Genomic DNA, 23880 nt, shown 5'->3' on the forward strand with positions numbered 1-23880 from the left:
GGGTATTTTTTCTCCACAATTTGCCCAAAGTGCAGTGCTTTATATACAAATCGGCTGTTTACTTTCAGCAATCAATATTTATGATGAGAAATTGAAACTCTTTCATGCATCAATGGATTGATGTAGCTACGAAGTAAAAGGTTAAAAAGAAATGAAGAAATTACTAATCGCAAGCCTAATCACCCTTTCAAGTGCATCAATTTTTGCAGCTGATAACACAGCGACTGCTGCTAAAACCGATGTTTTTAAACAAGCTGAACAACTCTACGCAGCAAAAAACTACTCCGCTGCATTTCAAGAAATGCAACGCCTCGCCCAAACAGGTAATGCCCAAGCTATCTATAACTTAGGCTATATGACTCAAATGGGCCAAGGTACAGCAAAAGACTCTTCTAAAGCTCTTAAATATTATGAGGATGCTTCAAATAAGGGTTATGCTCAAGCGAGTTACACACTTGCACAAATTTATGAGACTGGTGAATTAGGGGTTGCCAAAGACAGCAACAAATTCAGTCAATATGTTCAAAAGGCATCGGCTCAAGGTTCTGATGATGCAACTGTGAAAATTGCGACAATTTTATTTGCTCAGAAAAAACCGCAGTCACATCAAATTGCCCTTCAAAAATTGGCGCCTTTAATTCGAAAAGGTAACTACCCTGCTATTCAGGTCAAAGCACTCTATGACATTAGCCAAGGTGTGGAAAATAAAAATCCTTTAATGAAACGCCAAGGTATCGAAGCTTTACAGTCAATTGCGCAAAAAGGCTATGCGCCTGCGTCGATGGCTTTAGCAACCATGATGGCGAATGGCAATATCATTCCGCAAAACCTACCGCAGGCTAAAAAGATCTTTACTGAACTTGCCAATCAAAATGTGCCTAACGCTAAAGAATCGTTAGCTTCGGTTGATAAAATTATTGCAGAAAAGAGCAAACAGGCTGCAAATGCTCCCGCACAGCCAGCGCCTAAAAAATAGTAAGTAATTAGCCCCTTATGGGGCTTTTCTTTTACCACCACAAAGCAATAAGCCAGCTCACACCAATAAAACCAACAATTGTACTAATCATAAGTGGTGTTAACGCCTTTTCATTTAAGCCATAGGCTTGTCCAAAAATGCCGAAAGCAATCGGCATCGGTAAAGCAGCGATTAATGTTCCTGCGTAAAGCATTTCACGGCTTACATTTGGAGTTATTAAAAAAAGTGTAAAAATAACAGATGGCATTAGTACAACTTTAAAGGTCGCTAACAAAACACTTTCTATATTTACCGTTGTTATTCCAATACCTACTAAACTTCCGCCAATTGCAAACAAGGCCAAAGGCGAAGCTGTACGCCCAAGTAACTCTAAAGATTGGTCAAGCGTTGCAGGAAGATTAACATCTAAAAGAATGCATCCCATCCCAACCAAAATAGCGATAATGACAGGGTTCTTGAGTAAGTTTAAAAAAGTCTGTTTTAACAGCGGTAAAAGATTTTGCTGTTGATGTAAACCAGCTTCGGCCAAAATGAGCATCAGCGCCACAATCAATAAATTCTCAATGATGAGTGTTAAAGAAATATAGATCGCAGCGTGATTACCTATCAACATGGTTAGAATAGCTGTTCCCATAAATCCAGTATTCGACATAGATGCCCCCATCGATATGACGGCGCTATGGGTTAAGCTATTTTTAAAATATTTTCTATAGAGAATAAAAGCAAAGAAAAATAAAATTAAAGCCCCGCCACCATAAGCAAGAAAATAAGCTGGGTGCCAAATGTCTTGTAAGTTTTTATTTGCCAATGAGTGAATTAAAAAAGCCGGTAAGGAAATTTTAATTACAAATGCGCTAAGAGCCCTGATCTGTTCAGGTGTTACCAATTTGATGAGGACACAGACATAGCCCATCAATAGCAATATCAAGATAGGTAAAATAACCTGAAAAACCACTGACCGTCCTCACTTCACGAAAGAAAAATGGGCAAAGATAACTTTGCCCAATACAATTAAAAAGAGTTAAAAAGCTGTTTTAATCCATGAGGTTGGCAACGTAAATACTGAGGTGAAATTTTAACTTCTGCCCCTAAAGCCGCTGCTGCATGCCAAGGCCATCTTGGGTCATATAACATTGCACGAGCAAGACCAATAGCATCAGCTTGCTGGTTTTCCAGAATTTGTTCAGCATGTTCTGGCTCAGTAATTAGCCCTACAGCAATGACTGGAATAGACACATGCTTTTTAACTTGTTCAGCAAATGGAACTTGGTAACCAGCCCCAATCGTAATAGATTGGTGCTCATGCAAACCGCCACTAGACACATGCACATAGGCTGCGCCCAATTGCTCTAAAGCTTTTGATAAGCCCACTGTAGATTCAACGTCCCAATGCTCAATGCTCTCCAACCAATCGGTCGCAGATAACCTAACACCTACAGGATAACCTTCTGGTACAGCGAGTTTAATTGCCTGAAGAACCTCAAGAGTCATACGCATACGGTTTTCTAAAGAACCGCCATATTCATCAGTACGCTGATTGGCAATTGGCGATAAGAATTGATGTAGTAAATAACCATGCGCAGCATGAACTTCAATCAACTCAAACCCAGCTTCTACAGCACGTTTTGCAGCCGCTGCAAAGTCTTGTTGAACTTGTTTAATCTCAGCAATGGTCAAAGCATGTGGTGCAGCATCATGCACTGAAAAGGTACTTTCACTTGGAGCAACCGTTTGCCAACCATGAGGCTGATCTTTTGCAATCTGACCTTTACCTAACCACGGCTTTTCAGTAGATGCTTTACGTCCTGCATGTGCTAACTGAATCCCAAATGGCATTGGTGAAAGTGTATGAACCTTAGCTAACAACGCTTTGATTTGGTCACGTTGCTGATCATTCCAAAGCCCAAGGTCAGCATAGCTAATCCGACCTTCAGGTTGTACAGCAGTCGCCTCTACAATACAAAGTCCTGCACCAGATAATGCATAATTTGCCCATTGCTGTTCATGCCAATAGGTAATTTCACCATCATCTGTTGCCGAATATTGGCACATCGGAGCAATTACAATTCTATTGACCAGTTGTAGTGAACCAAAGTTAACCGTTTCAAATAATTTTGCCATTTTCAATTCCTAGAATTGCTTAATTACACGTAAACCTGCACTCCAGTTACGTCCATCCGCTGGTTCAAAGTAACGTCCATTACCATCATTTACGATCACTGAACCTGCATAGTTTTTATCAAATAGGTTATCTACACGGGCAAAGCTATTCACTTTCCAGTCACCCATTACCCATGCATAACCCACATTAGCTGAGGTTACACTGTAGCTTGGTGCTGCGTCACTGTTGGTATCATTCACGTATACTTTATCCATATACTGTACATCTACACCGCCATATAGACCGTGTGATGGCTGCCAAGCTAAAGAAGCATAAGCTTGGTTTTTAGCAATTCCAGGAATAGCATTGCCTGATGGGATTTGAGCAATACTTCCTAAAGCTGGAATATCAGCATCAAAAGTTGCATCTAAATATGTATAGCTAGCAGTCGCTGTTAAATCTCGCCACAACTTTTTATTCCATGCAAACTCTAAGCCTTCACGTAAGGTTTTATCTGCATTGCGGAAGGTTGATCGGCCATTTGAGTTACCTGCAGAAACGATGTCATCTTTGGTTTTAGTCTGGAATACTGCCAAAGTAAAATCACCTAATTGGTTTTGTGATTTTAAGCCTGTTTCATAGGTATCGCTTGTAGAGGCAGTTAAATCAAAATTAAAACCACTTTCTCCATCTGGGCGATATGCCATTTCAGTAAAAGTTGGCGTTTCAAAACCTTTTGCATAACTCACATAAGCCATAAGCTCAGGTACAATTTGCCAGCTTAAAGCAGCCGAAGGCAAAACTTTACTGTAATCAGTCTTACCACTATCGTCGCCATTACTTAAATAGTTATCTTTAGATTTGTAATGGACATTGCTATAGCGTACGCCTGTATCTAAACGCCACGTTGGTAAGAACTGCCATGACGCTTGTAAATAGGGATCGATATTCCACAAAGTATTATCTTCATCACGGCGCAAATTACCTTTGACACCATAAGAAGGTTGACCATTTACCAAATTAAAGTTTTCAAAACCTTTACGATCTTCATCCATTGCATCTAATGCAACACCAACACTTACAGTGGTATTTGGAAGTAACTCCTTGCCCGTCCAACGGAAATCAGCGCCATAATAATCACGCTCAAAATCAATCACCCCGCCTGCATGATTGATGCTGGCATCTTGTGTGGATTTAGGAATAGATTGATATTGAGTAACTTGGCGATTACCTAAATATGCCATGGCATAGAGTTCATTTTTATCATTAATCGGTTTAGACCACGTCACACCCGTTTGAGTTTGTTCAATATCTTTACGGACATTAAATTGCTTTAAAAATGGAACTTGTTGCTTTGGATTTGCATTCCACTGGTCACGGGTTAAACCCTGCGGATCGTCTGCATGGATTTTGACATAGTTGGTTACCCAATTGATTTTACTTCCATCATCAAGACTCCAACTGAGCTTTGCATTATTTAGTACTTTTTCTGCACCGCTATGTTCTCGGTAACCATCAGTATCGAAATACGATGAACTAATAACATAGCTTGGTTCATTCGCACCCTTTGCTCCACCTTGTAGCACGAGCCCTGCTCGGCTTTTATCGTGACTGCCTCCCGAATAGCTCAGCTCAATTGAATCTTTGCCTTGCCCTTCTTTAGTAGAAGTTAAAATTGTCCCACCCGATGAGTTTCCATAAAGTGAAGAAAAAGGTCCTGTTAGAACTTCAACATGGTCCAGACTACTTAAATCGATATTAGACGTTTGGCCTTGTCCATCCGGCATTGTTGCAGGAATCCCGTCTACATAAAGGCGAATACCACGGACACCAAAAGTAGAACGTGCACCAAAACCACGCATAGAGAGCTGTAAATCTTGTGCATAATTTTCACGATTGCGAAGCTGTAAACTCGGTATACCCTTTACAACTTCGGTTAAATTTACTTGTGAAGAAGTATCAACTTGAGGTGCATCTATTCTAAAAACCGAGGCCGGTGTCTGCAAATAGGTTGTATCGGTACGGGTTGCTTCCACATGTAATGTTGGCAATACAGTTACGTCTTGTGTTAAATCTTCTGCCCAAACAAGTGGGCTAGAAATACAGCCCATACTCATCAAAATACAGTAATGAAGTCGGTCTAAGCGTAATAAGGACATGCTTATTTCCTTTATTTATATTGTAGTTATGATAACAAAAAGCGGTGTCTTGTCTGGATATTGAATTCGATCTGCATTGTTGTAAATCTGGAACACTCTTCCTCGATATCTAAAAACTGATTTCCAGATTAAAATTATCGACTCAAAGATGGATGATCTTTCCAGCAATATCGTTCAGGCCAATGTTTTGCTTCTTCGGCATAATCAATTCCAATCCGTGGCGTTAGAACTACTTCTGGTTGCGTTGATGCCGCTTCAACCCATAGTCCAGATTCCTCTCCCAAGGTTTGTCCTTTTAAAGTCCGATCAATCCCTAAATAGCGTGTCAATTTGCCGGGTCCAGCTAAAAGCTTATAGTCTTTTTTAGTTGAAGCACCATTTAAAAATGCAGAACGAATCATTACCCCTTCAGGCACACCTTCTGTCTGAGTAATAAGATTGAGCATTTCATACATGCCATAAATTAAATAGACGTAAATTGTGCCACCAGGGCAATACATTACCTCTGTTCGAGCGGTGCGTTTGTTATTGTAACTATGGCAAGCTTTATCACGAACGCCCAAATAAGCTTCAGTTTCACTAATTGTACAGCGGATCACTTGGCCATCAGGTTGTCGCTTACACAATACGCAGCCGATTAAATCATAAGCTACTTCTGAGGTTTCTCGTTGAAACCAGCTTAATGGTAAAATATCTGACATAGTAATCTCTGAAATATTACATACCACACGTTATACTTGATTAATCCAGTATATCTGTTAATTCTGCGAGTTGGCATGCCTGAGTTACCCGAAGTCGAAACCACCAAAACCAGTTTATTTCCCTTATTGAATCAAAAAGTTCTAAGTGTTGAAGTACGCAATCCTAGCTTACGCTGGCCTATACCAGATGATGTTCAGAAACTTGTTGGGCAACGTCTCATTGGGTTAAATCGACGTTCAAAATATATTTTGGCAGAGTTTGAACAAGATCAAATGCTTTGGCATTTAGGCATGTCAGGAAGCTTTCGTCTAACCGAGCCAAATGACGAACTGAGAAAGCATGACCATCTAATTATTCAATTTGAAGATCAGCAATTACGTTACCATGACCCTCGCCGTTTTGGTTGTATTCTTTGGCTTAATCCCGAGACTCAAGGCAAACTCATAGATACTTTAGGGCCTGAACCTTTAAGTACTGATTTTCATGCAGAATATTTAGCTTCTAAGCTCAAGAATAAGTCTGTCGGCATAAAAATTGCACTCATGGATAATCATGTAGTGGTTGGTGTAGGCAATATCTATGCAACTGAAAGCTTATTTAACGTAGGCATTCACCCAGCTCAGCCTGCTGGCGATTTGACTATGCAACAAATTGAAAAACTCGTTGTCGAGATTAAACGCATTTTAAAGTCGGCAATTGATTTAGGTGGCTCGACATTACGAGACTACAGCAATGCCATGGGAGAAAATGGTTATTTTCAGCAAACATTGCTCGCGTATGGTCGTGCTGGAGAAATGTGTGTTAACTGTGAAACCACATTAGAAAACTTAAAACTTGGTCAGCGTGCCAGCGTATTTTGCCCACAGTGCCAACCGCTTAAAAAGCTGAGAAAGCCTTAATTTTTTGGAGGAAGACAACATGCAAACAGCAATTGTCCGACATATTTTAGTCAAAGATAAAGACTTAGCTGAGCAGCTAAAAAAGAAGCTTCAAAGTGGCGCTGACTTTGCCAAACTTGCCAAGCAATACTCTACCTGTAATTCGGCAAAACGTGGTGGTGAACTTGGTGAAGTCAAAAAAGGGCAATTGGTGCCCGTCATCGACAAAGTTGTTTTTACAGCTGCTGAACGTGTGTTACAAGGTCCGATCAAAAGTCAGTTTGGCTATCATCTTTTAGAAGTTAAATTCAGAATGGGGAGCTTAAGATAAGCCCCCTCACAAGTTAATTTAAATTCATAAACAATAGCGCAGTTACTCAATAAAAGAGGTCATTACCGACCTCTTTTATTTTTTAAATTTACCACCAATATTCTAGTTGCATACCAAAATTTGACCCATGTCCTGTGTTATAAAAATCACTATCAGGATATAAATTGTCTCTCAAATTCTGTTCATCCTTGTTCCAAAAGGCATAGGTGTAATACAAGCGAAGTTCAGGTCTGTCGTAATATCCCATTCCTTTTAGTGACCAAGTTGGTGCAATAGTCAATTTTGTTAGGCTTCGATTTTGATCATTGCTATCTATCCGGTCATAGCCAATTTCAGTCGATATTTTAAAATGGTCTTGTACAACATAAGCCATTCTGGAGCCTATCGAAAACCATTCGCTATCATTCTGATTCTTAAATTTATCTTTTTGATATATAAATTGAGCCTGTCCATTGAAAACTTTATTTTCAGATTCCCAATCTAAAACTTCAATGAATCTTAAAGAAGAATTATCTCGGTCCAACTCAGGGTTGCCAGTATAACTTAGCCCCATACCTGCTCCTTCGCCATATTGCAAAGCAACTGTATTCTTACCATTTAAGACATCGGAAGTTATATTCTGCAATGTTAAGGCCCAACCTGTATGATCTGCATCAATAATAGATAAGCCTGTATTGAGTTTATTTGTATCGTTTAGCTGAATGTCTTTTATGGTAAGGTCATGTCTATTAATATATTTTTTCTGAAATACATTATCTTTTCTAGAAAAAACATAACTTAATGACAGGTCATTAATTTTATAATTATCGATCCCGAACCCTGTTCCGCTTTGGTTCCAATAGAATAAATCAGACATATGAATATCATTTCGATTATAAAATCTTCTTCCAAACCAAAGATTTGCTCCATTTAAATAAGAAATATTTTTCCAGTCTAGATAGATCTGGTTTAAGCGCGTATAGCCATCGTCACCACTAAAATTTAAACTTTGACCATACTGGTTATAAAATTGAAGCATTCCATTGATACTAATCTCAGAATTATCATTCAATTTTAGAAGATTCTGTTTGGCAAATAGCTCCGCATATTGTTCACATTCATTTCCAAGACGATATTTTGAAGGTGCGCCAGTGAGCTGAAAACATTCTTGTAATTCCCTGCTCTCTGTAACTCCTATACCTGTACGTACATATCCTCCAATTTCAGTAGCGAAAGTAATTTGCGATATGGCATAAAACGTAGTTCCAATAATCCAAGGAGACTTCTTCATTTAAAATTCCTTTTTAAGTGTGAGTTTTCCACACTCACTTATATTCCAAGCAAGGTTGGATAAAAGGACTAATGGTTATTAGAAAGAAAACGAAGACTATTTGATTGATTTGAAAAGGCTCAAACAAGAGCCTCTATATATTATTTTTAAAATTAGATCTAAAAGAGAAAAATTGAGTTCGTGAAGTCAGCTTTTGTATTTAAATATTTTTAGCATGGGCATTCATTTGATATGTCCAAGCTTTAACAGCCTCCCCTGATTCAAGCATTACATCTACTATAACTCGTTCATATTGAAAGCCTTCAAAATCATCAAGCATCTGCCAGTTTTCAGTAAGTTTTTCTGTGCTAAATAGATAGCCTTCTACCCACTCTGCCTGAGGATCTAACACAATTGCTTTTAAGCCTTGATCTGGTCCCCAATCTAAAATATGTATGATTCCTCTTACCGAAGCTTTGGTCCACGTCCCTCCAATCTGTTCGAGAATATGAGCATTTGCTTTATTTGGACATAATGTTCCATACACAAAAAGCTGATTCATTCATCTATCCCTTTTTCAATATTCATAGTTGGTCTGATCTGCGATCTTGCAATTTTATCAATATCTTGATTCCAATATAAAATATGAAGTAATAAAAAACGGCACTCAAGGTACCGTTTTTATTTCAAATCTTATTAGGCTTGCTTTTTCAACTCATCACGAATTTCACGTAATAATTGAATATCTTCAGGAGTTGCAGCTGGAGCTTCTGGTTCATTTTTATCACGGCGAAGTCTATTTAATAATTTCACCATTAAGAACACAACCCAAGCCAAAATAATGAAGTTAATTAAAATGGTGAGGAAATTACCATAAGTTAAGACATTAACACCTGCTTTTTGCAAAGCATCTAAAGATTGTAAATTGTTAGGGTTTGCACCTAATACAATGAATTTTTGTGAAAAATCAACACCACCACCAGTAATCACACTGATAAGTGGCATGATAATATCTTTTACTAAAGAGTCTACGATTTTGCCAAAAGCACCACCAATAATCACACCGATGGCTAAATCCATCATATTGCCTTTAATGGCAAATTCTTTAAATTCTTGAATAATACTCATCTAAACATCTCCAGATGTCGGGGGGCCGAAACACGTCATATTTTTCTTTTTCATTGGCATCTTATCGAATTAGATAGTACTCGCCATGATATTGATAATTTAATATTTTTATCAAAAAAAGAAAGTTATTTCACACTTTAACAACATATTCTCTTACAACAAAAATATGATTTTAAGCTCACTTTAATTTCAAATATAACGATTAAAAAAACCGCTAAATTAATTTAGCGGTTTTTTCTTTTTCATTTAAGAAAAATTATTTATCACGGTTACGTTTACGTTCATTTTCAGTCAAATAACGCTTACGGATACGGATTGATTTAGGTGTTACTTCTACTAACTCATCATCTTCAATGAATTCAAGCGCTTGTTCAAGCGTATATTCAATTGCAGGTACTAAAGTTAAAGCATCATCTGTACCAGACGCACGAACGTTAGTTAATTGTTTCGCTTTAGTCGGGTTTACAACCATATCGTCTGAACGAGAGTTAATACCCACGATCATACCTTCGTAAACTTCTAACTGTGGTTTAGCGAACAAACGACCACGGTCTTGTAAACTGAACAATGCATAGCCCAAGCAAGTACCTTGAACCATAGAGATCAACACACCGTTTTGACGTTTCGCAACAGTACCTTGTTTAACAGGACCATAATGCGAGAAGCTTGAAGTCATGATCCCTGTACCAGAAGTCATGGTCAAGAATTCAGAACGGAAACCAATCAAACCACGTGAAGGTACAGTTGCTTCAATACGGATACGGCCTTTACCGTCAACTTCCATATTGGTCATCTCGCCTTTACGGTGACCCATTTGTTCCATTACAGCACCTTGATGCTGTTCTTCAACGTCAAAAGTTACGTTTTCATAAGGCTCTTGTCTTTCACCATCAATTTCTTTGATGATTACTTGTGGACGAGAGACGCCCATTTCGAAGCCTTCACGACGCATGTTTTCAATTAAAACTGAAAGATGAAGTTCACCACGGCCAGATACCTTGAAACGGTCTGGACTGTCAGTGTCTTCAACACGTAAAGCTACGTTATGAATTAATTCACGATCAAGACGTTCACGGATATTACGTGAAGTTACAAACTTACCTTCTTTACCAGCAAACGGAGAGTTGTTTACTTGGAAAGTCATAGATACTGTAGGTTCATCTACAGATAAAGCCGGTAATGCTTCAACATTTTTCGGATCACAAATGGTATCAGAAATGTTAAGTGCGTCGATACCAGTAATACATACGATATCACCAGCAGATGCTGATTCAACATCAATACGCTCTAAACCATGGTAACCCATGATTTTTAAGATACGACCGTTACGTGTATTGCCTTCTTTGTCAATTACAGTAACAGGAGTATTTAATTTTACTGAACCACGTTGAATACGACCAACACCGATAACACCTACGAAGCTGTTATAGTCAAGTGATGAAATCTGCATTTGGAATGGACCATCAACGTCAACTGCTGGTGGTTCAACGATGTCTACAATCGTTTCGAACAACGGAGTCATGTCTTCTGCAAGTTCTTCTGGAGCAGGACCCGCTACACCACGTAAACCTGATGCATAAACGATTGGGAAATCTAATTGCTCATCAGTTGCACCAAGGTTATCAAATAAATCAAATACTTGATCAATAACCCAATCTGGACGTGCACTTGGTTTGTCAACTTTGTTAATAATAACAATTGGTTTTAAACCACGAGCAAAGGCTTTTTGTGTCACAAAGCGAGTTTGTGGCATTGGGCCTTCTTGAGAGTCAACTAAAAGTAATACGCAGTCAACCATCGACATTACACGTTCTACTTCACCACCGAAGTCGGCGTGTCCCGGGGTATCCACGATGTTGATACGGTAAGTTGTATCAGTACGTTTATCTAACCAAGTAATAGAAGTGTTCTTTGCAAGAATGGTAATACCACGTTCACTTTCAAGCGCATTTGAGTCCATGACACGCTCAATCTCGCCTGCTCGTTCACCGAGAGCACCAGATTGCTGAAGTAGTTTATCGACAAGTGTGGTTTTCCCGTGGTCGACGTGCGCAATAATTGCGATATTACGGAGATTTTTGATATCTGACATGAAAATTCGAAACGCCTGAAATTTGAGGGCAAATTATACAGAAAAACACTACTCTTGAGTAGTGACAGTTTATTGACATTGACAAAAAAAATTTCCAATAGCCTGTATTTCGTTTTGTAAAGATAGGTATCTCGATTAGAATAGCGCCAATTTGCAAAATTGCGGCGGACCTACACCCATGTCCAATCAACACTCTCAAGACCATCTTGACCTCGTTTATGGCTTAGATGATCGACCAAAACCTCTGATCGCTTTTTTAGCAGCTTTCCAGCATTTGCTTGCGATTATTGTACCAATTGTTACACCAGGGCTTTTAATTTGTTTAGCTTTAGGTGTGTCACGTACCGAAACCAACATGATTTTATCGATGTCTTTGGTGATTTCGGGTATTGCTACATTTCTTCAATGTAAAAAAGTCGGCCCATTTGGTGCTGGCCTTCTGATTGTACAAGGCACAAGCTTTAACTTTATTGGCCCAATTATTGGTATTGGTAGTGCAATGGTGGCTGCTGGAACGCCAGTAAACCAAGTTATGGCTGCAATTTTTGGTGTAGTAATTGCTGGTTCCTTTATTGAAATGGGTGTTTCGCAAATTCTTCCATGGGTAAAAAGATTAATTACTCCCTTGGTGACTGGTATTGTTGTTCTATTAATTGGCTTAACGCTTATTAAGGAAGGCTTGATTAGTATGGGTGGTGGCTACCAAGCCATGCAAGACCATACTTTTGCAAGTGCAGACAACCTGATTATGTCATGTACCGTACTTGCGATTATTATTGTGCTAAACCGCATTCGGGTGGTGTGGATTAAAAGTTCAGCCATTTTAATTGCTTTAGTGATTGGTTACATTCTTGCAGGATTTATGGGTTACCTAGATTTCTCAGGTATTAAAGATGCGCCTCTTGTACAGATTCCAACACCGATGCACTTTGGTTTAAGCTTTTCTTGGGGCTTATTCATTCCAATGGCTTTTATTTATTTAGTCACATCTTTAGAAGCGATTGGTGACGTGACTGCAACGAGTAAACTTTCAAACCAACCCGTTAATGGTCCAGAATGGATGAAACGCATTAAAGGTGGTGTTTTAGTGAATGGTGCAAACTCTTTACTTGCAGGCTTATTTAATACTTTCCCTAGTTCTGTTTTTGCTCAAAATAATGGTGTAATCCAACTCACTGGGGTTGCAAGTCGTTATGTGGGTATCTGGATTGCTGCTTTACTTATTTTATTAGGTTTATTTCCAGCAGTAGCTGGTGTAATACAAGCCGTACCACAGGCGGTATTAGGTGGTGCTGTGATGGTAATGTTCGGTGCCGTAGCTGCATCAGGTATTAACATTCTCTCATCTATTCACCTTGATCGCCGAGCACTTTTAATTATCGCAATTTCACTTGCATTAGGTTTGGGTGTTGCTCAAGTTCCTCAAATTTTGGAACACCTTCCAGCATTATTTAAAAATATTTTTAGCTCTGGCGTAGCGACAGGTGGTATAGCAGCATTAATTTTAAATGTTGTACTTCCTGAAACACATAAATAACTATTTTTTAATTTTGATTATTGCCCAGTTCCCACTGGGCATTCTTCTTCATGAGAGATGTACATGGATCCTAGAAGTGAAGTGGTATTAAGACAGCAAGACTATTTAAAAGGTAGAATCTTGTTCATTAATGCACCGAATGATGCCTTAGTTAGTCAACTACCAGCTGATATTGATGCGTCAGTCTGGACATGGAACCATGCTGACTATCAGAGCTTTATAAATAGTGGAACAAATGCGCATTTCTCAGTTGAGTTTCCATTACAAGAATTCGATCAAGCCGTCATTTTTGTTCCCAAATCTAAAGAACTATTAAATTACATACTGCATGTCGTAATGAGCAATCTTAAAACTGCTCAGTCTGTTTTTTTAGTAGGTGAAAAAAAAGGTGGTGTTGAACGCGCTGCCAAACAACTACAAAGCTTCGGCAAAGTACTTAAACTCGATAGTGCACGCCACTGTCAGCTATGGCACTTAAAGATTGAAAAAACAGAACAAATTAAACCTCTCGAAAGGTGGCTTAAAACTTACACTGTTCATGTTAATGAACAAGAGCTTACGATTTGTGCCCTTCCCGGTGTATTTAGCCAAAATCATCTAGATGTCGGAACTGCTGTTTTACTCCCTTATCTTAATCAGGTGAAATCAGGTAGAATTGCCGACTTCGGGTGTGGTGCTGGAATTATCAGTTGCTATTTGGCAAAAATAAATTCAAGTAATATTATTCATGCCCTAGATATTGATGCTTTCGCTTTACGGTCAACGGAAATGACTTTTAGTCGAAATGGAATAGGTTCAGACCAGTTGAGATTGCAGCCTGTTACAGGAATTGCAGACGCTCCAACAGAACTCGATGCCATTGTCAGTAATCCCCCTTTCCATCAAGGTATTCATACCAACTATGATGCAAGTGAAGGACTCTGCCAGAACGCTAAAAAACATTTAAAGGCATCAGGTGAGCTATGGATTGTAGCAAACCGTTTTTTAAACTATCCGATCTTAATTGAGAAGCACTTTGGTCAGTGCCAGATTAAAACTGATCATCAAGGCTTTAAGGTGTTATATGCCTGTGCATAACAAACTATGTAAGGAATCTCCATGAGCGAAACACATGCTCCTGAAAAACTCCAGCGTAAGCTTGGGGCTCGTCATCTGAATATGATCGCCATTGGTGGTTCCATTGGTACAGGCCTCTTCCTTGCTTCTGGATCAACCATTGCAAACGCTGGCCCTGGTGGAGCGCTACTCGCCTACTCACTCATTGGCATTATGATTTACTTCTTAATGACCAGCTTAGGTGAGCTTGCAACTCATACACCAACATCCGGCGCCTTTTTTACTTACGGCAGTCGTTATGTCGAAGAAGGCTTTGGTTTCGCTCTAGGCTGGAACTATTGGTATAACTGGGCAATTACGGTTGCATTCGAACTTGTTGCGGTTCAGTTTATTATGAAGTTCTGGTTCCCTGATATTCCAGGATTCTATTGGAGTGCCCTGTTCCTTATCGTTATCTTTCTGATCAATGCCATGACAGTAAAGGGATTTGGGGAAAGCGAATTCTGGTTTTCGATGGTTAAAGTAATTGCGATTGTTGCATTTATTATTATTGGCTTAGCCATGATCATCAAGATTATGCTAACTCCAGGTGTTGCAACCTTTGGGAACTGGACCTATAAAGAGGCACCTTTTGTAGGCGGTTTACAAGCCATGATTGGTGTAGCAATGATTGCTGGATTCTCTTTCCAAGGAACTGAAATGGTTGGAGTTGCTGCTGGCGAATCAAAAGATCCAAAGAAGACAATTCCACTTGCAATCAAACAGATTTTCTGGCGAATCTTATTATTCTATATCCTATGTATTTTCATTATCGGCACTCTGATTGCCTATGATGACCCGAATTTACTGCAAGCAGCTGCCACTGAAGATATCGCACTATCTCCATTTACATTGCTTTATGAAAGAGTAGGTTTTGCTTTTGCTGCGAGTTTAATGAATGCTGTCATTCTTACTGCTATTTTATCAGCAGGTAATTCAGGCATGTATTCCTCAACTCGTATGTTGTTTAAAATGGCTCAAGAAGGCCGTGCACCAAAGTGGTTTGCAAAACTTGATGGTCGTGGCGTTCCAATGAACGCGCTATATGCAACGACGTTTATTGCTGCATTCTGTTTCTTAACGACATTTATTGGTGAAAAACAAGTATTTAACTGGCTACTCAATATGTCTGGTATGTGCGGTTTTATTGTTTGGTTAGGAATCGCGATTTCACACTATCGTTTCCGTAAAGGATACATTGCTCAAGGCTATAAATTAGAAGATTTAGCATATCGTGCCAAATTTTTCCCATTTGCACCTTGGTTTGCATTTATTCTCTGTTCAATCATTATCTTAGGACAGAACTACCAAGCCATTTTAGGTGGAAAAATTGATTGGTTAGGCTTACTTTCAACTTATATTAGCTTGCCACTGTTCTTGATCATTTGGTTAGGTTATAAGTGGAAAAATAAAACCAAATTGATCTCTTACGATCAAATGAACGTCAAACCTGAGCAAGATTAAAACTGGTCATTAAAGTAAATCAAAGATCAAAAGCTTGATCTTTGATTTAAAAAGCGTAAAATGCCGTTCAGATTTTCAACGGCACTTTTAAATAAGGAGGACATCATGCCAACAGTACAAGGTAAAACAGATTAAATAATTTGGCACGATGTCAGCTCACGGACAAGTGTACAAATTCACACTACTTGTCCGAATGCTTAAATTTAAAACCTAGCATTCGCTAGGTTTTTTTATGCCTGCTCGGACAAAAATAAGAGAAAAAATTATGGGCATACAAAAAATATTAAACAAGGAGGCACTCTATGGTGTCCCTGTTAAAATTTTCACTCAAGACATAGATAGTGAAAGTATCGAACAACTCAAGAAAATGGCACAACTGCAATTCATCTATTCTCATATTGCTGTTATGCCCGATGTTCACCTAGGAAAAGGTGCAACTGTAGGTAGTGTTATTCCAACTAAACACGCCATTATTCCTGCTGCTGTAGGAGTTGACATTGGATGTGGAATGAATGCAATTCGCTTGAGTTTAAAGGCTTCACAATTACCTGACAACTTAAGCCGTTTGCGTGATGCGATCGAACGTAAAGTACCGGTTGGCTTTGCTTTGCATAAACAAGTCAAAGCGAAAGCTTCTAGCATTATTCCACTCGAAAAATGCTTAGAACCAATTATCAAAAAGCATCCTGGTCTTGTCCGAATGCTTCGGCAATTTGATGCAACATGGCAAAAACAACTTGGGACCTTGGGTGGTGGTAATCACTTTATAGAGTTATGTATTGATGAGAATCAAGATGTATGGGTAATGCTACACTCAGGTAGCAGAGGGCTCGGCAATGTTATTGGTACTTACTTTATTGAGTTAGCCAAAAAAGAAGCTCAGCATCGCTTTGGCCATGTACCAGATAAAGACTTAAGTTATTTTGCTGAAGGCTCAAAAAGTTTTGATGATTATGTAGAAGCTGTAGAGTGGGCACAAGAATATGCTTTTGAAAATCGTAAAGAGATGATGCGATTAATTTTAGAAGCGATCCGCCCTCTTCTACCTTCTTTTCAAATGACAAAAGAAGCGATTAATTGTCATCATAATTATGTAAGCCGTGAAATGCATTTTGGTGAAAATCTATTGATTACCCGAAAAGGTGCAATTAGAGCAGGTTTAGATGAGCTAGGTATTATTCCAGGTTCAATGGGAGCACGATCTTATATTGTTAAAGGCAAAGCAAATCCTGAATCATTTTGTTCTTGTTCTCATGGAGCTGGGCGTAAGATGAGCAGAAGTAAAGCAAAAGTTCTTTTTAATCAGCAAGATCTTATTGAACAAACCCAAGGTATTGAATGCCGTAAAGACAGTGGCGTTGTCGATGAAATTCCAAGCGCCTATAAAGACATTGATGAAGTCATGGCGAATCAGTCAGACCTCATTAAAGTCGTTCATACTCTAAAACAAGTTTTATGTATTAAAGGTTAAAGCATGAAAATTAAAGAAATGCCAAAGATCAAACTCCGTAATCAAGTAGCTCTATCCCCTTTACTCCACAAAGGTGGTATGCACGAAACGGAAAAACCTCGCGCTCAACATCGTAGAGATAGACAAGATGCTAAACAGCAATTGAGAAAAGGTAATTGGTAACTAATTTAATCCAAGATCGAAAGTAATTATTAAGGAGACACAGAAATGACTAAATATTTTAAAAATCGCCATAAAAAAAGCGACTCTAACGAGTCGCTTTTTTACTGTTCAAGAACTCAAATTATTGAGCTGCTGCAGGAGCTGCCGCTTCTTGACCAGGTTGAACAACTACAGTACGGCTACCAGTGATTGTCGCGAATACACGACGGTTCATAGCACGACCTTCTTTAGTTTTGTTGTCAGCAATCGGTTGATCCCAAGCGAAACCTTGAGTAGACAAACGAGATGCATCAACGTTGTATTCGTTTACAAGAGCTGATTTAACAGAGTTAGCACGAGCTAAAGATAAACGTTCGTTCAACTTACGTGGACCAGTGTTATCTGTGTGACCTTCGATACGTGCAGTAGCGTTAGGGTATTCAGTTAACTTCTCAGCAACTTTAGCGATTTCTGGCTTGTATTGGTCTTTGATGTTTGATTTGTTAGTATCAAAGAACACACGAAGTTCCATGTTAAGGTCTTCAGTTAACTCTTGTGGTTGTGGAGCAACTGGAGTTGGTTCAACTGGAGCAACTTCTACTACAGGAGCAGCAGGCTTCAAGTGACCACCAAGAACTACGTTTAAACCAGCAAGAGCTGTATAACGCCAGTATTTTTCGTCAAAATCATAAGTACCACGAGCTTCTGTACGAAGTGATAGTGCGTCGTTCAAACGGTAGAAAGCACCAACACCGGCATTACCGATAGTGTCTTTCTTGTCTTCATAGATACCATCAAACTCAGTTTTAGTTTGACCTGCACCTAATAATACATACGGCTTGAATTTGCTGTCGTAGTTCTTAGTGATTAAGTCTGAAGTTGCGTAGAAGTTACCAGCAATAGTTTTTTGCTTATATTCAGAACCAGCTACGCCAGTACCTTCAAGATCGCCTTTAACTTGGTTATATTCAGCTTCAAAACCTAACCAAGGAGTTAACTCAACACCTAGTGCAGCACCAACGAATAAATCATCTTGTAATTCAGCATGACTTGTTAATTTATCGTTGTTGTGGTCACTATCCTGCCAAGTATAACCTACTAGTAAAGGAGTAACAGTTACGCCCGCATTAGCAGCAGCTAATGGAGCAGCGACAAGCATAGCAAGTGCAATACGACTCAATTTCATGGATATCCTCCAGAGATAACAATTGTTGTTCAAGCTCAGCCTAAATTTATTGGCCCCTGAGATATTTTCACCCCAGTATTATTTTTAAGCTATTCACATTTGAATCATACAAACACTTGATAGACTTTCCAAGTGCTTGATAATTTTAATCAAGTAAATTATTGACAAAATTACTTACAATTTCCGTTGTAATTCGGTAATTTTTCACTCAACTAGCAAATATGAACAACTTCTTTCTTTCGCTTACGGTGATTTTACCAGTATTCTAGCATCCTGATAACCTTTATTTAATTTTGTGTTTCCTCACTATAAAAATCATTATAAATCATTGATAGAAAGCATAAAATCAAAATATTTCTTTATATATTAAGGAATTTTAATGTTTAAATCTCCCGGTTTCACGTTGTTGGAACTCACTATAACGCTCGCAATTCTTATGATTATGGTCACTATAGCGCTTCCTTTATATCATCAATTTATGGCTTCTGTAGAATTAAAAAATTCGTCTCGACTACTCACAATTCATATACAAAAAGCCAAATACGACGCAATTCTACGACATAAGAGTGTCGTACTTTGCCCAAGTGTTGATTTGTCTACATGTAATAGTAACTGGGATACAAGTCTTATAAGCTTTGTAGACACAAATCAGAATCTACAAAGAGAAAACAATGAAGAAGTATTAACCAATGTTGAACTTGCTCATCGCTACGGTTCTTTAAAATTTCAAAAGTTTGGAAAAAAACTAAATAGTATCGTATTTCAGGGAGATACCGGACTTCCGCGTGAGTCTAACGGCAGTTTTACTTATTGTTCTTATAACCAGCTTAAAAACTTTAAATTAGTCCTCAGCAAAATGGGACACACCCGTTTAGAAGAACTTCAAAATTGTTAGAACTCTACAGTCTAATACAGAATCCAAGCCATCCCCAATTTTGCAATATACTGCTTAAGTTTTAATGTTTTCTTAATTTGAGATAAAGAACAATCGGAGATTACAACAATGACTGATATCGTAATTGTTAATGGTGCTCGTACTGCCATGGGTGGTTTTCAAGGATCACTATCAGGACTTACAGCGCCTGAATTAGGTGCTGTAACGATTAAAGAAGCAATCGCACGAGCAGGTTTACAATCTACTGATGTCGAAGAAGTCATTATGGGTTGTGTTCTTCCTGCTGGCTTAAAACAAGGTCCAGCACGTCAAGCGATGCGTAAAGCTGGCTTACCTGATTCTACAGGTGCTGTGACGATTAATAAGCTTTGTGGCTCTGGTATGAAAGCCGTGATGCAAGCAACCGACATGATTAAAGCAAGGAGTGCTGAAATTGTTGTTGCCGGCGGCATGGAGTCTATGACAAATGCACCTTATGTTTTACCAAAAGCACGTGCTGGCTATCGTATGGGCCATGGTGAAATTAAGGATCATATGTTTCTTGATGGACTTGAAGATGCTGAAACTGGTCGCTTAATGGGTTCTTTTGCTCAAGATATGGCCAATACTCGTGGCTATACACGCGAGCAAATGGATGACTTTGCGATTCGCTCTTTGAAACGTGCTCAAACAGCAATTACCGAAGGTTATTTCAAAGATGAAATTGTTTCGGTTACCGTGCCTAGTCGCAAAGGTGATGTTATTGTTGATCAAGATGAACAACCTTTAAATGCAAAGATCGACAAAATTCCTTCACTTAAACCAGCTTTTGCAAAAGACGGTACAATTACCGCAGCAAACGCAAGCTCTATTTCAGATGGCGCATCTGCATTAGTATTAACCTCAAGTGAGGTTGCTACTCAACGTGGTTTACAGCCACTGGCAAAAATTATTGCAACAGCTTCAAACTCTCAGCATCCTTCAGAATTTACAATTGCCCCTGTTGGTGCTATTGAAAAAGTTCTTAAAAAAGCGGGCTGGAATGCTCAAGATGTTGACCTGTGGGAAATTAACGAAGCTTTTGCCATGGTTACCATGTGCCCAATTGATGATTTCAAACTTGATGCTGAAAAAGTCAATATTAATGGTGGTGCTTGTGCCCTAGGTCATCCAGTAGGTTCTACAGGTTCTCGTATTATTCTTACGCTGATTCATGCACTAAAACGTACTGGCGGTAAAAAAGGTATTGCTGCACTCTGTATTGGTGGTGGTGAGGCAACAGCAGTTGCAATTGAACTCATTTAATCCAAATTCATTATTTTAAAATCCCACTTCGGTGGGATTTTTTATGAAAAAACTACAAAAAATGACCCACAACATCACTTTTAAGTTTTAACTTATTCCTTTAAACGAAAACAACAATGGACAATAACAATGCAACTCAATCACTATCTCAATTTCCAAGGTCAAGCAGAACAAGCCTTTAACTTTTATAAATCAGTATTTGGCGGTGAATTCGGTATGTTAAGCCGTTATGGTGATATGCCAGCGCCTGAAGGTGTGACGTTATCGGAAGCCGACAAAAATCTGGTTCTACATGTTTCTTTACCAATTAATGAGTACACTGTGCTTATGGCTTCAGATACAAATGATCAGTTCTGTGCCCCAAACAGCGTTTTTACCCAAGGAAATAATCACTACATCTCGATCAACCTTGAAAAAGATGAGCAAGAAAAAGCAAAACAACTTTTTGATGCTTTATCTGTGAATGGTCAAATTGAAATGCCTTTAGAGAAAACGTTCTGGGGTGCATTGTACGGCGCATTTACCGATCAGTTCGGTATAAAGTGGATGGTTAACTGCCAGCTCGATACCTAATATTTTCAATATTTAGCCCTTATAGAGATACCTACTATTTCTATAAGGGCTTTAAACATCGATATTGGAATATTGCGCAATAATCATCAAACCTACAGTAATAAAACCAATTCCCACCCATCCTGCCACATCAATATTCTGACCAAGAAAAATCTTTGCCAAAAAAGCTGTTGCTAATACACCTATCCCAGACCAAAGCACATATAAGATTCCAGCTTGCATATATTTCAAAGCAATAGCAGCGCATGCAAAAGAAATAATATACAAAACCAGAGCAATGCCCTGAGCTGTTTTATTGACTAAGCCATTCCCCTTAGCAGAATAAAATGTTGAGAGTACATCTGTCGCAATAGCAAAAAGTAGCCACCAAGCACCAGGATTTATTTTTGAAATTAAACCTAACATTGTTGTTCTTCAGTTGAGTCATTTAAAAATTATTCATAAAAAAAGCTGAACCTGAGTTCAGCCTTTATATTTAAAAACTATTTAAGCACCAGTTTGATAACTTGCTTGCGGTACGGCTGTTGAAGCTTGGTACGGGTTGGTAAAGTCTTGCAAACCAGCTGCCGCTTCTTGCACATCTTTACCTTCTTTAATCACAAAACTATCAAAACCTGAACGTTTTAAGTAGTTTAAGACATCCTTAAACACATCACCAGTTGCACGCAATTCACCTTGGAAACCTTGACGACGTAGTAGTGCAGCGAATGAATAACCACGACCATCGCCAAAGCCTGCAAACTCAATGAAGATTGCATCAAGTTCATTTAATGGAAATGTGTGCTCTTCAGGTGAATCATTTACGGTCACATACAAAGCTTTTTTGCCTTGAACGTTAGCTAATTGATCCAGTTGAGCTGTTGTTACAACAACATCACCTTGGGGAATAGCACCATCTTCAGCAATGATTTGATAAGTATTATCTGCAATCGTGCCATCTTTATAAAGCACTGGTAGAGCTGTATTAAGCATATGCACGCTCCTTAAATGGTTGAATTCCTACACGGCGATATGTATCAACAAAACGCTCACCTTCAGTACGTAAATCAAGATAAGTATTCAATACTTCTTCAATGACATCTGGCACCGCATCTGCTGCAAATGAAGGCCCTAAGATGTCACCGATTGATGCATCATGGTCAGAATTACCACCTAATGTAATTTGGTAAAATTCAGCGCCTTTCTTATCTACACCTAAAATACCGATGTTACCTACGTGGTGGTGACCACAAGCATTCATACAACCAGAAATATTTAGATCTAAATGACCAAGATCATAAACTTTGTCTAAGTCATCAAAACGACGTGTAATCGCTTCAGCAATTGGAATTGATTTCGCATTTGCAAGTGAACAAAAATCACCGCCTGGGCAACTAATCATATCGGTAATAAAGCCGATATGTGCACGCGCCATATTTTGTTGTTCAAGCGCTTGCCATACATCGAACAAGTCTTTTTGAGGCACATCTGCCAAAGCAATGTTTTGTTCGTGAGTCGTGCGAAGTTCACCAAACGTATATTTATCAGCAAGGTCTGCAATAAAATTCATTTCTTCAGTGGTCATATCACCCGGCGCAATACCTGCGCGTTTTAGAGAAATCGTAACAATACGATAGCCCTTCACTTTATGCGCATGCGTGTTGATATTGAACCATTGTTTGAATTTTGGATGCTCAGCAAATAAAGCTGTGAAATCTTCATCTTCTAAATCTTGATAATCAAACGGTGTGAATTCTTCATCCAGTTTTTTCAAGATTTCTGGCTGAATTTTCAGTGCTTCACGTGTATGTTCAAATTCAGCTTCAACTTTCTGTGCAAATACTTCAGGTGTTAATGCTTTAACTAGAATCTTGATACGCGCTTTATATTTGTTATCACGACGGCCATGCAAGTTATAAACACGTAAAACCGCTTCTAAGTAAGCAATTAAATCTTCACGTGGTAAAAACTCACGAATCACACTACCGATGATTGGGGTACGGCCTAAACCACCCCCAGCCATAATTTTGTAGCCGATCTCGCCTGCTTCATTACGCACGATATAAACACCAATATCGTGGAATGCAGTTGCCGCACGATCTTTTTCTTCAAGTGCAGAAACAGCGATTTTGAACTTACGTGGCAAGAATGCAAATTCTGGGTGGAATGTACTCCACTGACGAATCAACTCACATGTTGGACGTGGGTCTGCAATTTCACCAGCAACCACACCTGCATATTGGTCAGTTGTGGTGTTACGAATACAGTTACCACTGGTTTGAATGGCATGCATTTGTACAGTTGCAAGTTCAGCCAAAATATCTGGCACATCTTCAAGCGCAGGCCAGTTCAACTGGATGTTCTGACGTGTAGATACATGTGCATAACCACGGTCATAAGCAGTTGAAACTTCAGCAACTTTACGTAATTGTTTAGAATTCATTAAGCCATACGGCACAGCAATACGCAGCATAGGCGCATAACGTTGCACATATAAACCATTTTGCAAACGTAATGGACGATATTCGTCTTCAGAAAGTTTGCCAGCTAAATAGCGTTCTGTTTGATCACGGAACTGAGCAACTCGTTCATTAACCAGCTGCTGGTCGAAATCGGTATATAAATACATGGCGTATGGC

The 23880-nt window shown here is 38.9% G+C and carries 23 protein-coding genes; 11 read left to right on the forward strand and 12 right to left on the reverse strand.

Annotated elements, in window-relative coordinates; all coding sequences use genetic code 11:
- Positions 1 to 151: 151 nt before the first annotated feature.
- The gene (locus tag J580_RS19920; RefSeq protein WP_002116390.1) at positions 152 to 976 is read left to right on the forward strand and encodes a tetratricopeptide repeat protein; all 825 of its coding nucleotides are present in this window, start codon (positions 152 to 154) and stop codon (positions 974 to 976) included.
- Positions 977 to 1007: 31 nt separating this feature from the next.
- On the opposite strand, the gene J580_RS19925 is transcribed toward J580_RS19920, so the two are convergent.
- From J580_RS19925 to J580_RS19940, 4 genes are all read right to left on the reverse strand, one after another.
- Positions 1008 to 1931, reverse strand: coding sequence for an AEC family transporter (locus tag J580_RS19925; protein WP_032005476.1), 924 nt, complete (start codon positions 1929 to 1931; stop codon positions 1008 to 1010).
- 56 nt (positions 1932 to 1987) lie between these two features.
- Complete coding sequence (locus J580_RS19930; protein ID WP_032005479.1) at positions 1988 to 3097, reverse strand: NADH:flavin oxidoreductase/NADH oxidase; 1110 nt, start codon at positions 3095 to 3097, stop codon at positions 1988 to 1990.
- 9 nt (positions 3098 to 3106) lie between these two features.
- Positions 3107 to 5236, reverse strand: a complete 2130-nt coding sequence (locus tag J580_RS19935; RefSeq protein ID WP_032005481.1) for a TonB-dependent receptor family protein — start codon at positions 5234 to 5236, stop codon at positions 3107 to 3109.
- Positions 5237 to 5370: 134 nt separating this feature from the next.
- Complete coding sequence (locus J580_RS19940; protein ID WP_032005484.1) at positions 5371 to 5937, reverse strand: DNA-3-methyladenine glycosylase; 567 nt, start codon at positions 5935 to 5937, stop codon at positions 5371 to 5373.
- 75 nt (positions 5938 to 6012) lie between these two features.
- On the opposite strand from J580_RS19940, the gene mutM reads away from it, so the two are divergent.
- Both mutM and J580_RS19950 read left to right on the forward strand, forming a co-directional pair.
- The gene (mutM, locus tag J580_RS19945) at positions 6013 to 6837 is read left to right on the forward strand and encodes a bifunctional DNA-formamidopyrimidine glycosylase/DNA-(apurinic or apyrimidinic site) lyase (RefSeq protein ID WP_032005485.1); all 825 of its coding nucleotides are present in this window, start codon (positions 6013 to 6015) and stop codon (positions 6835 to 6837) included.
- 19 nt (positions 6838 to 6856) lie between these two features.
- The gene (locus J580_RS19950; RefSeq protein ID WP_002051379.1) at positions 6857 to 7147 is read left to right on the forward strand and encodes a peptidylprolyl isomerase; all 291 of its coding nucleotides are present in this window, start codon (positions 6857 to 6859) and stop codon (positions 7145 to 7147) included.
- Between the two features lie 88 nt (positions 7148 to 7235).
- Here the strand turns inward: J580_RS19950 and J580_RS19955 are convergent, their stop codons facing one another.
- From J580_RS19955 to typA, 4 genes are all read right to left on the reverse strand, one after another.
- Positions 7236 to 8417, reverse strand: a complete 1182-nt coding sequence (locus J580_RS19955) for a maltoporin (protein ID WP_032005487.1) — start codon at positions 8415 to 8417, stop codon at positions 7236 to 7238.
- Positions 8418 to 8616: 199 nt separating this feature from the next.
- Positions 8617 to 8958 carry a gamma-glutamylcyclotransferase family protein gene (locus J580_RS19960; protein ID WP_032005489.1) on the reverse strand — a complete coding sequence of 114 codons (342 nt, stop codon included), beginning with the start codon at positions 8956 to 8958 and terminating at the stop codon, positions 8617 to 8619.
- A gap of 134 nt (positions 8959 to 9092) precedes the next feature.
- A complete protein-coding gene (gene mscL, locus J580_RS19965) occupies positions 9093 to 9524 on the reverse strand; it encodes a large conductance mechanosensitive channel protein MscL (RefSeq protein WP_017385595.1) in 432 nt (143 codons plus the stop codon).
- Positions 9525 to 9780: 256 nt separating this feature from the next.
- Complete coding sequence (gene typA / locus J580_RS19970; protein WP_002116501.1) at positions 9781 to 11616, reverse strand: translational GTPase TypA; 1836 nt, start codon at positions 11614 to 11616, stop codon at positions 9781 to 9783.
- Between the two features lie 178 nt (positions 11617 to 11794).
- On the opposite strand from typA, the gene J580_RS19975 reads away from it, so the two are divergent.
- The 5 genes from J580_RS19975 (at position 11795) to J580_RS23645 (ending at position 17345) form a co-directional block, all read left to right on the forward strand.
- A complete protein-coding gene (locus tag J580_RS19975) occupies positions 11795 to 13153 on the forward strand; it encodes a uracil-xanthine permease family protein (RefSeq protein ID WP_032005491.1) in 1359 nt (452 codons plus the stop codon).
- Between the two features lie 63 nt (positions 13154 to 13216).
- A complete protein-coding gene (locus J580_RS19980; RefSeq protein WP_032005493.1) occupies positions 13217 to 14230 on the forward strand; it encodes a methyltransferase in 1014 nt (337 codons plus the stop codon).
- Between the two features lie 21 nt (positions 14231 to 14251).
- A complete protein-coding gene (locus tag J580_RS19985) occupies positions 14252 to 15712 on the forward strand; it encodes an amino acid permease (protein WP_014207587.1) in 1461 nt (486 codons plus the stop codon).
- A 265-nt stretch (positions 15713 to 15977) separates the two neighbouring features.
- Complete coding sequence (locus J580_RS19990) at positions 15978 to 17183, forward strand: RtcB family protein (protein WP_032005495.1); 1206 nt, start codon at positions 15978 to 15980, stop codon at positions 17181 to 17183.
- Between the two features lie 3 nt (positions 17184 to 17186).
- Positions 17187 to 17345 (forward strand): hypothetical protein, encoded by a 159-nt coding sequence (locus tag J580_RS23645; protein ID WP_032005497.1) that lies wholly within the window; start codon positions 17187 to 17189, stop codon positions 17343 to 17345.
- 121 nt (positions 17346 to 17466) lie between these two features.
- Here the strand turns inward: J580_RS23645 and omp38 are convergent, their stop codons facing one another.
- On the reverse strand, positions 17467 to 18510 hold the full coding sequence (gene omp38 / locus J580_RS20000; RefSeq protein ID WP_014207589.1) for an outer membrane protein Omp38: 1044 nt from the start codon (positions 18508 to 18510) through the stop codon (positions 17467 to 17469).
- A 379-nt stretch (positions 18511 to 18889) separates the two neighbouring features.
- On the opposite strand from omp38, the gene J580_RS20005 reads away from it, so the two are divergent.
- The 3 genes from J580_RS20005 (at position 18890) to J580_RS20015 (ending at position 21262) form a co-directional block, all read left to right on the forward strand.
- Positions 18890 to 19405, forward strand: coding sequence for a GspH/FimT family pseudopilin (locus J580_RS20005; RefSeq protein WP_032005498.1), 516 nt, complete (start codon positions 18890 to 18892; stop codon positions 19403 to 19405).
- Between the two features lie 108 nt (positions 19406 to 19513).
- A complete protein-coding gene (locus J580_RS20010; RefSeq protein WP_032005500.1) occupies positions 19514 to 20689 on the forward strand; it encodes a thiolase family protein in 1176 nt (391 codons plus the stop codon).
- 129 nt (positions 20690 to 20818) lie between these two features.
- Positions 20819 to 21262, forward strand: a complete 444-nt coding sequence (locus J580_RS20015) for a VOC family protein (RefSeq protein WP_005072758.1) — start codon at positions 20819 to 20821, stop codon at positions 21260 to 21262.
- Positions 21263 to 21313: 51 nt separating this feature from the next.
- Here J580_RS20015 and J580_RS20020 read toward each other — a convergent pair whose 3' ends face one another.
- The 3 genes from J580_RS20020 to J580_RS20030 all read right to left on the reverse strand — a co-directional run bounded on the left by J580_RS20020 (position 21314) and on the right by J580_RS20030 (position 23870).
- Positions 21314 to 21667, reverse strand: coding sequence for a DMT family transporter (locus J580_RS20020; RefSeq protein ID WP_002116446.1), 354 nt, complete (start codon positions 21665 to 21667; stop codon positions 21314 to 21316).
- 81 nt (positions 21668 to 21748) lie between these two features.
- Entirely contained in the window at positions 21749 to 22234 is a 486-nt protein-coding gene (locus J580_RS20025) for a DUF934 domain-containing protein (RefSeq protein WP_032005502.1), read from the reverse strand.
- Positions 22227 to 23870 carry a nitrite/sulfite reductase gene (locus J580_RS20030; protein WP_032005503.1) on the reverse strand — a complete coding sequence of 548 codons (1644 nt, stop codon included), beginning with the start codon at positions 23868 to 23870 and terminating at the stop codon, positions 22227 to 22229. The genes J580_RS20025 and J580_RS20030 overlap by 8 nt, the downstream gene beginning before the upstream one ends.
- Between the last annotated feature and the right edge of the window lie 10 nt (positions 23871 to 23880).

Origin of the sequence: Acinetobacter sp. 1542444, from assembly GCF_000581835.1 — a bacterium.
GTDB lineage: Bacteria > Pseudomonadota > Gammaproteobacteria > Pseudomonadales > Moraxellaceae > Acinetobacter > Acinetobacter pittii.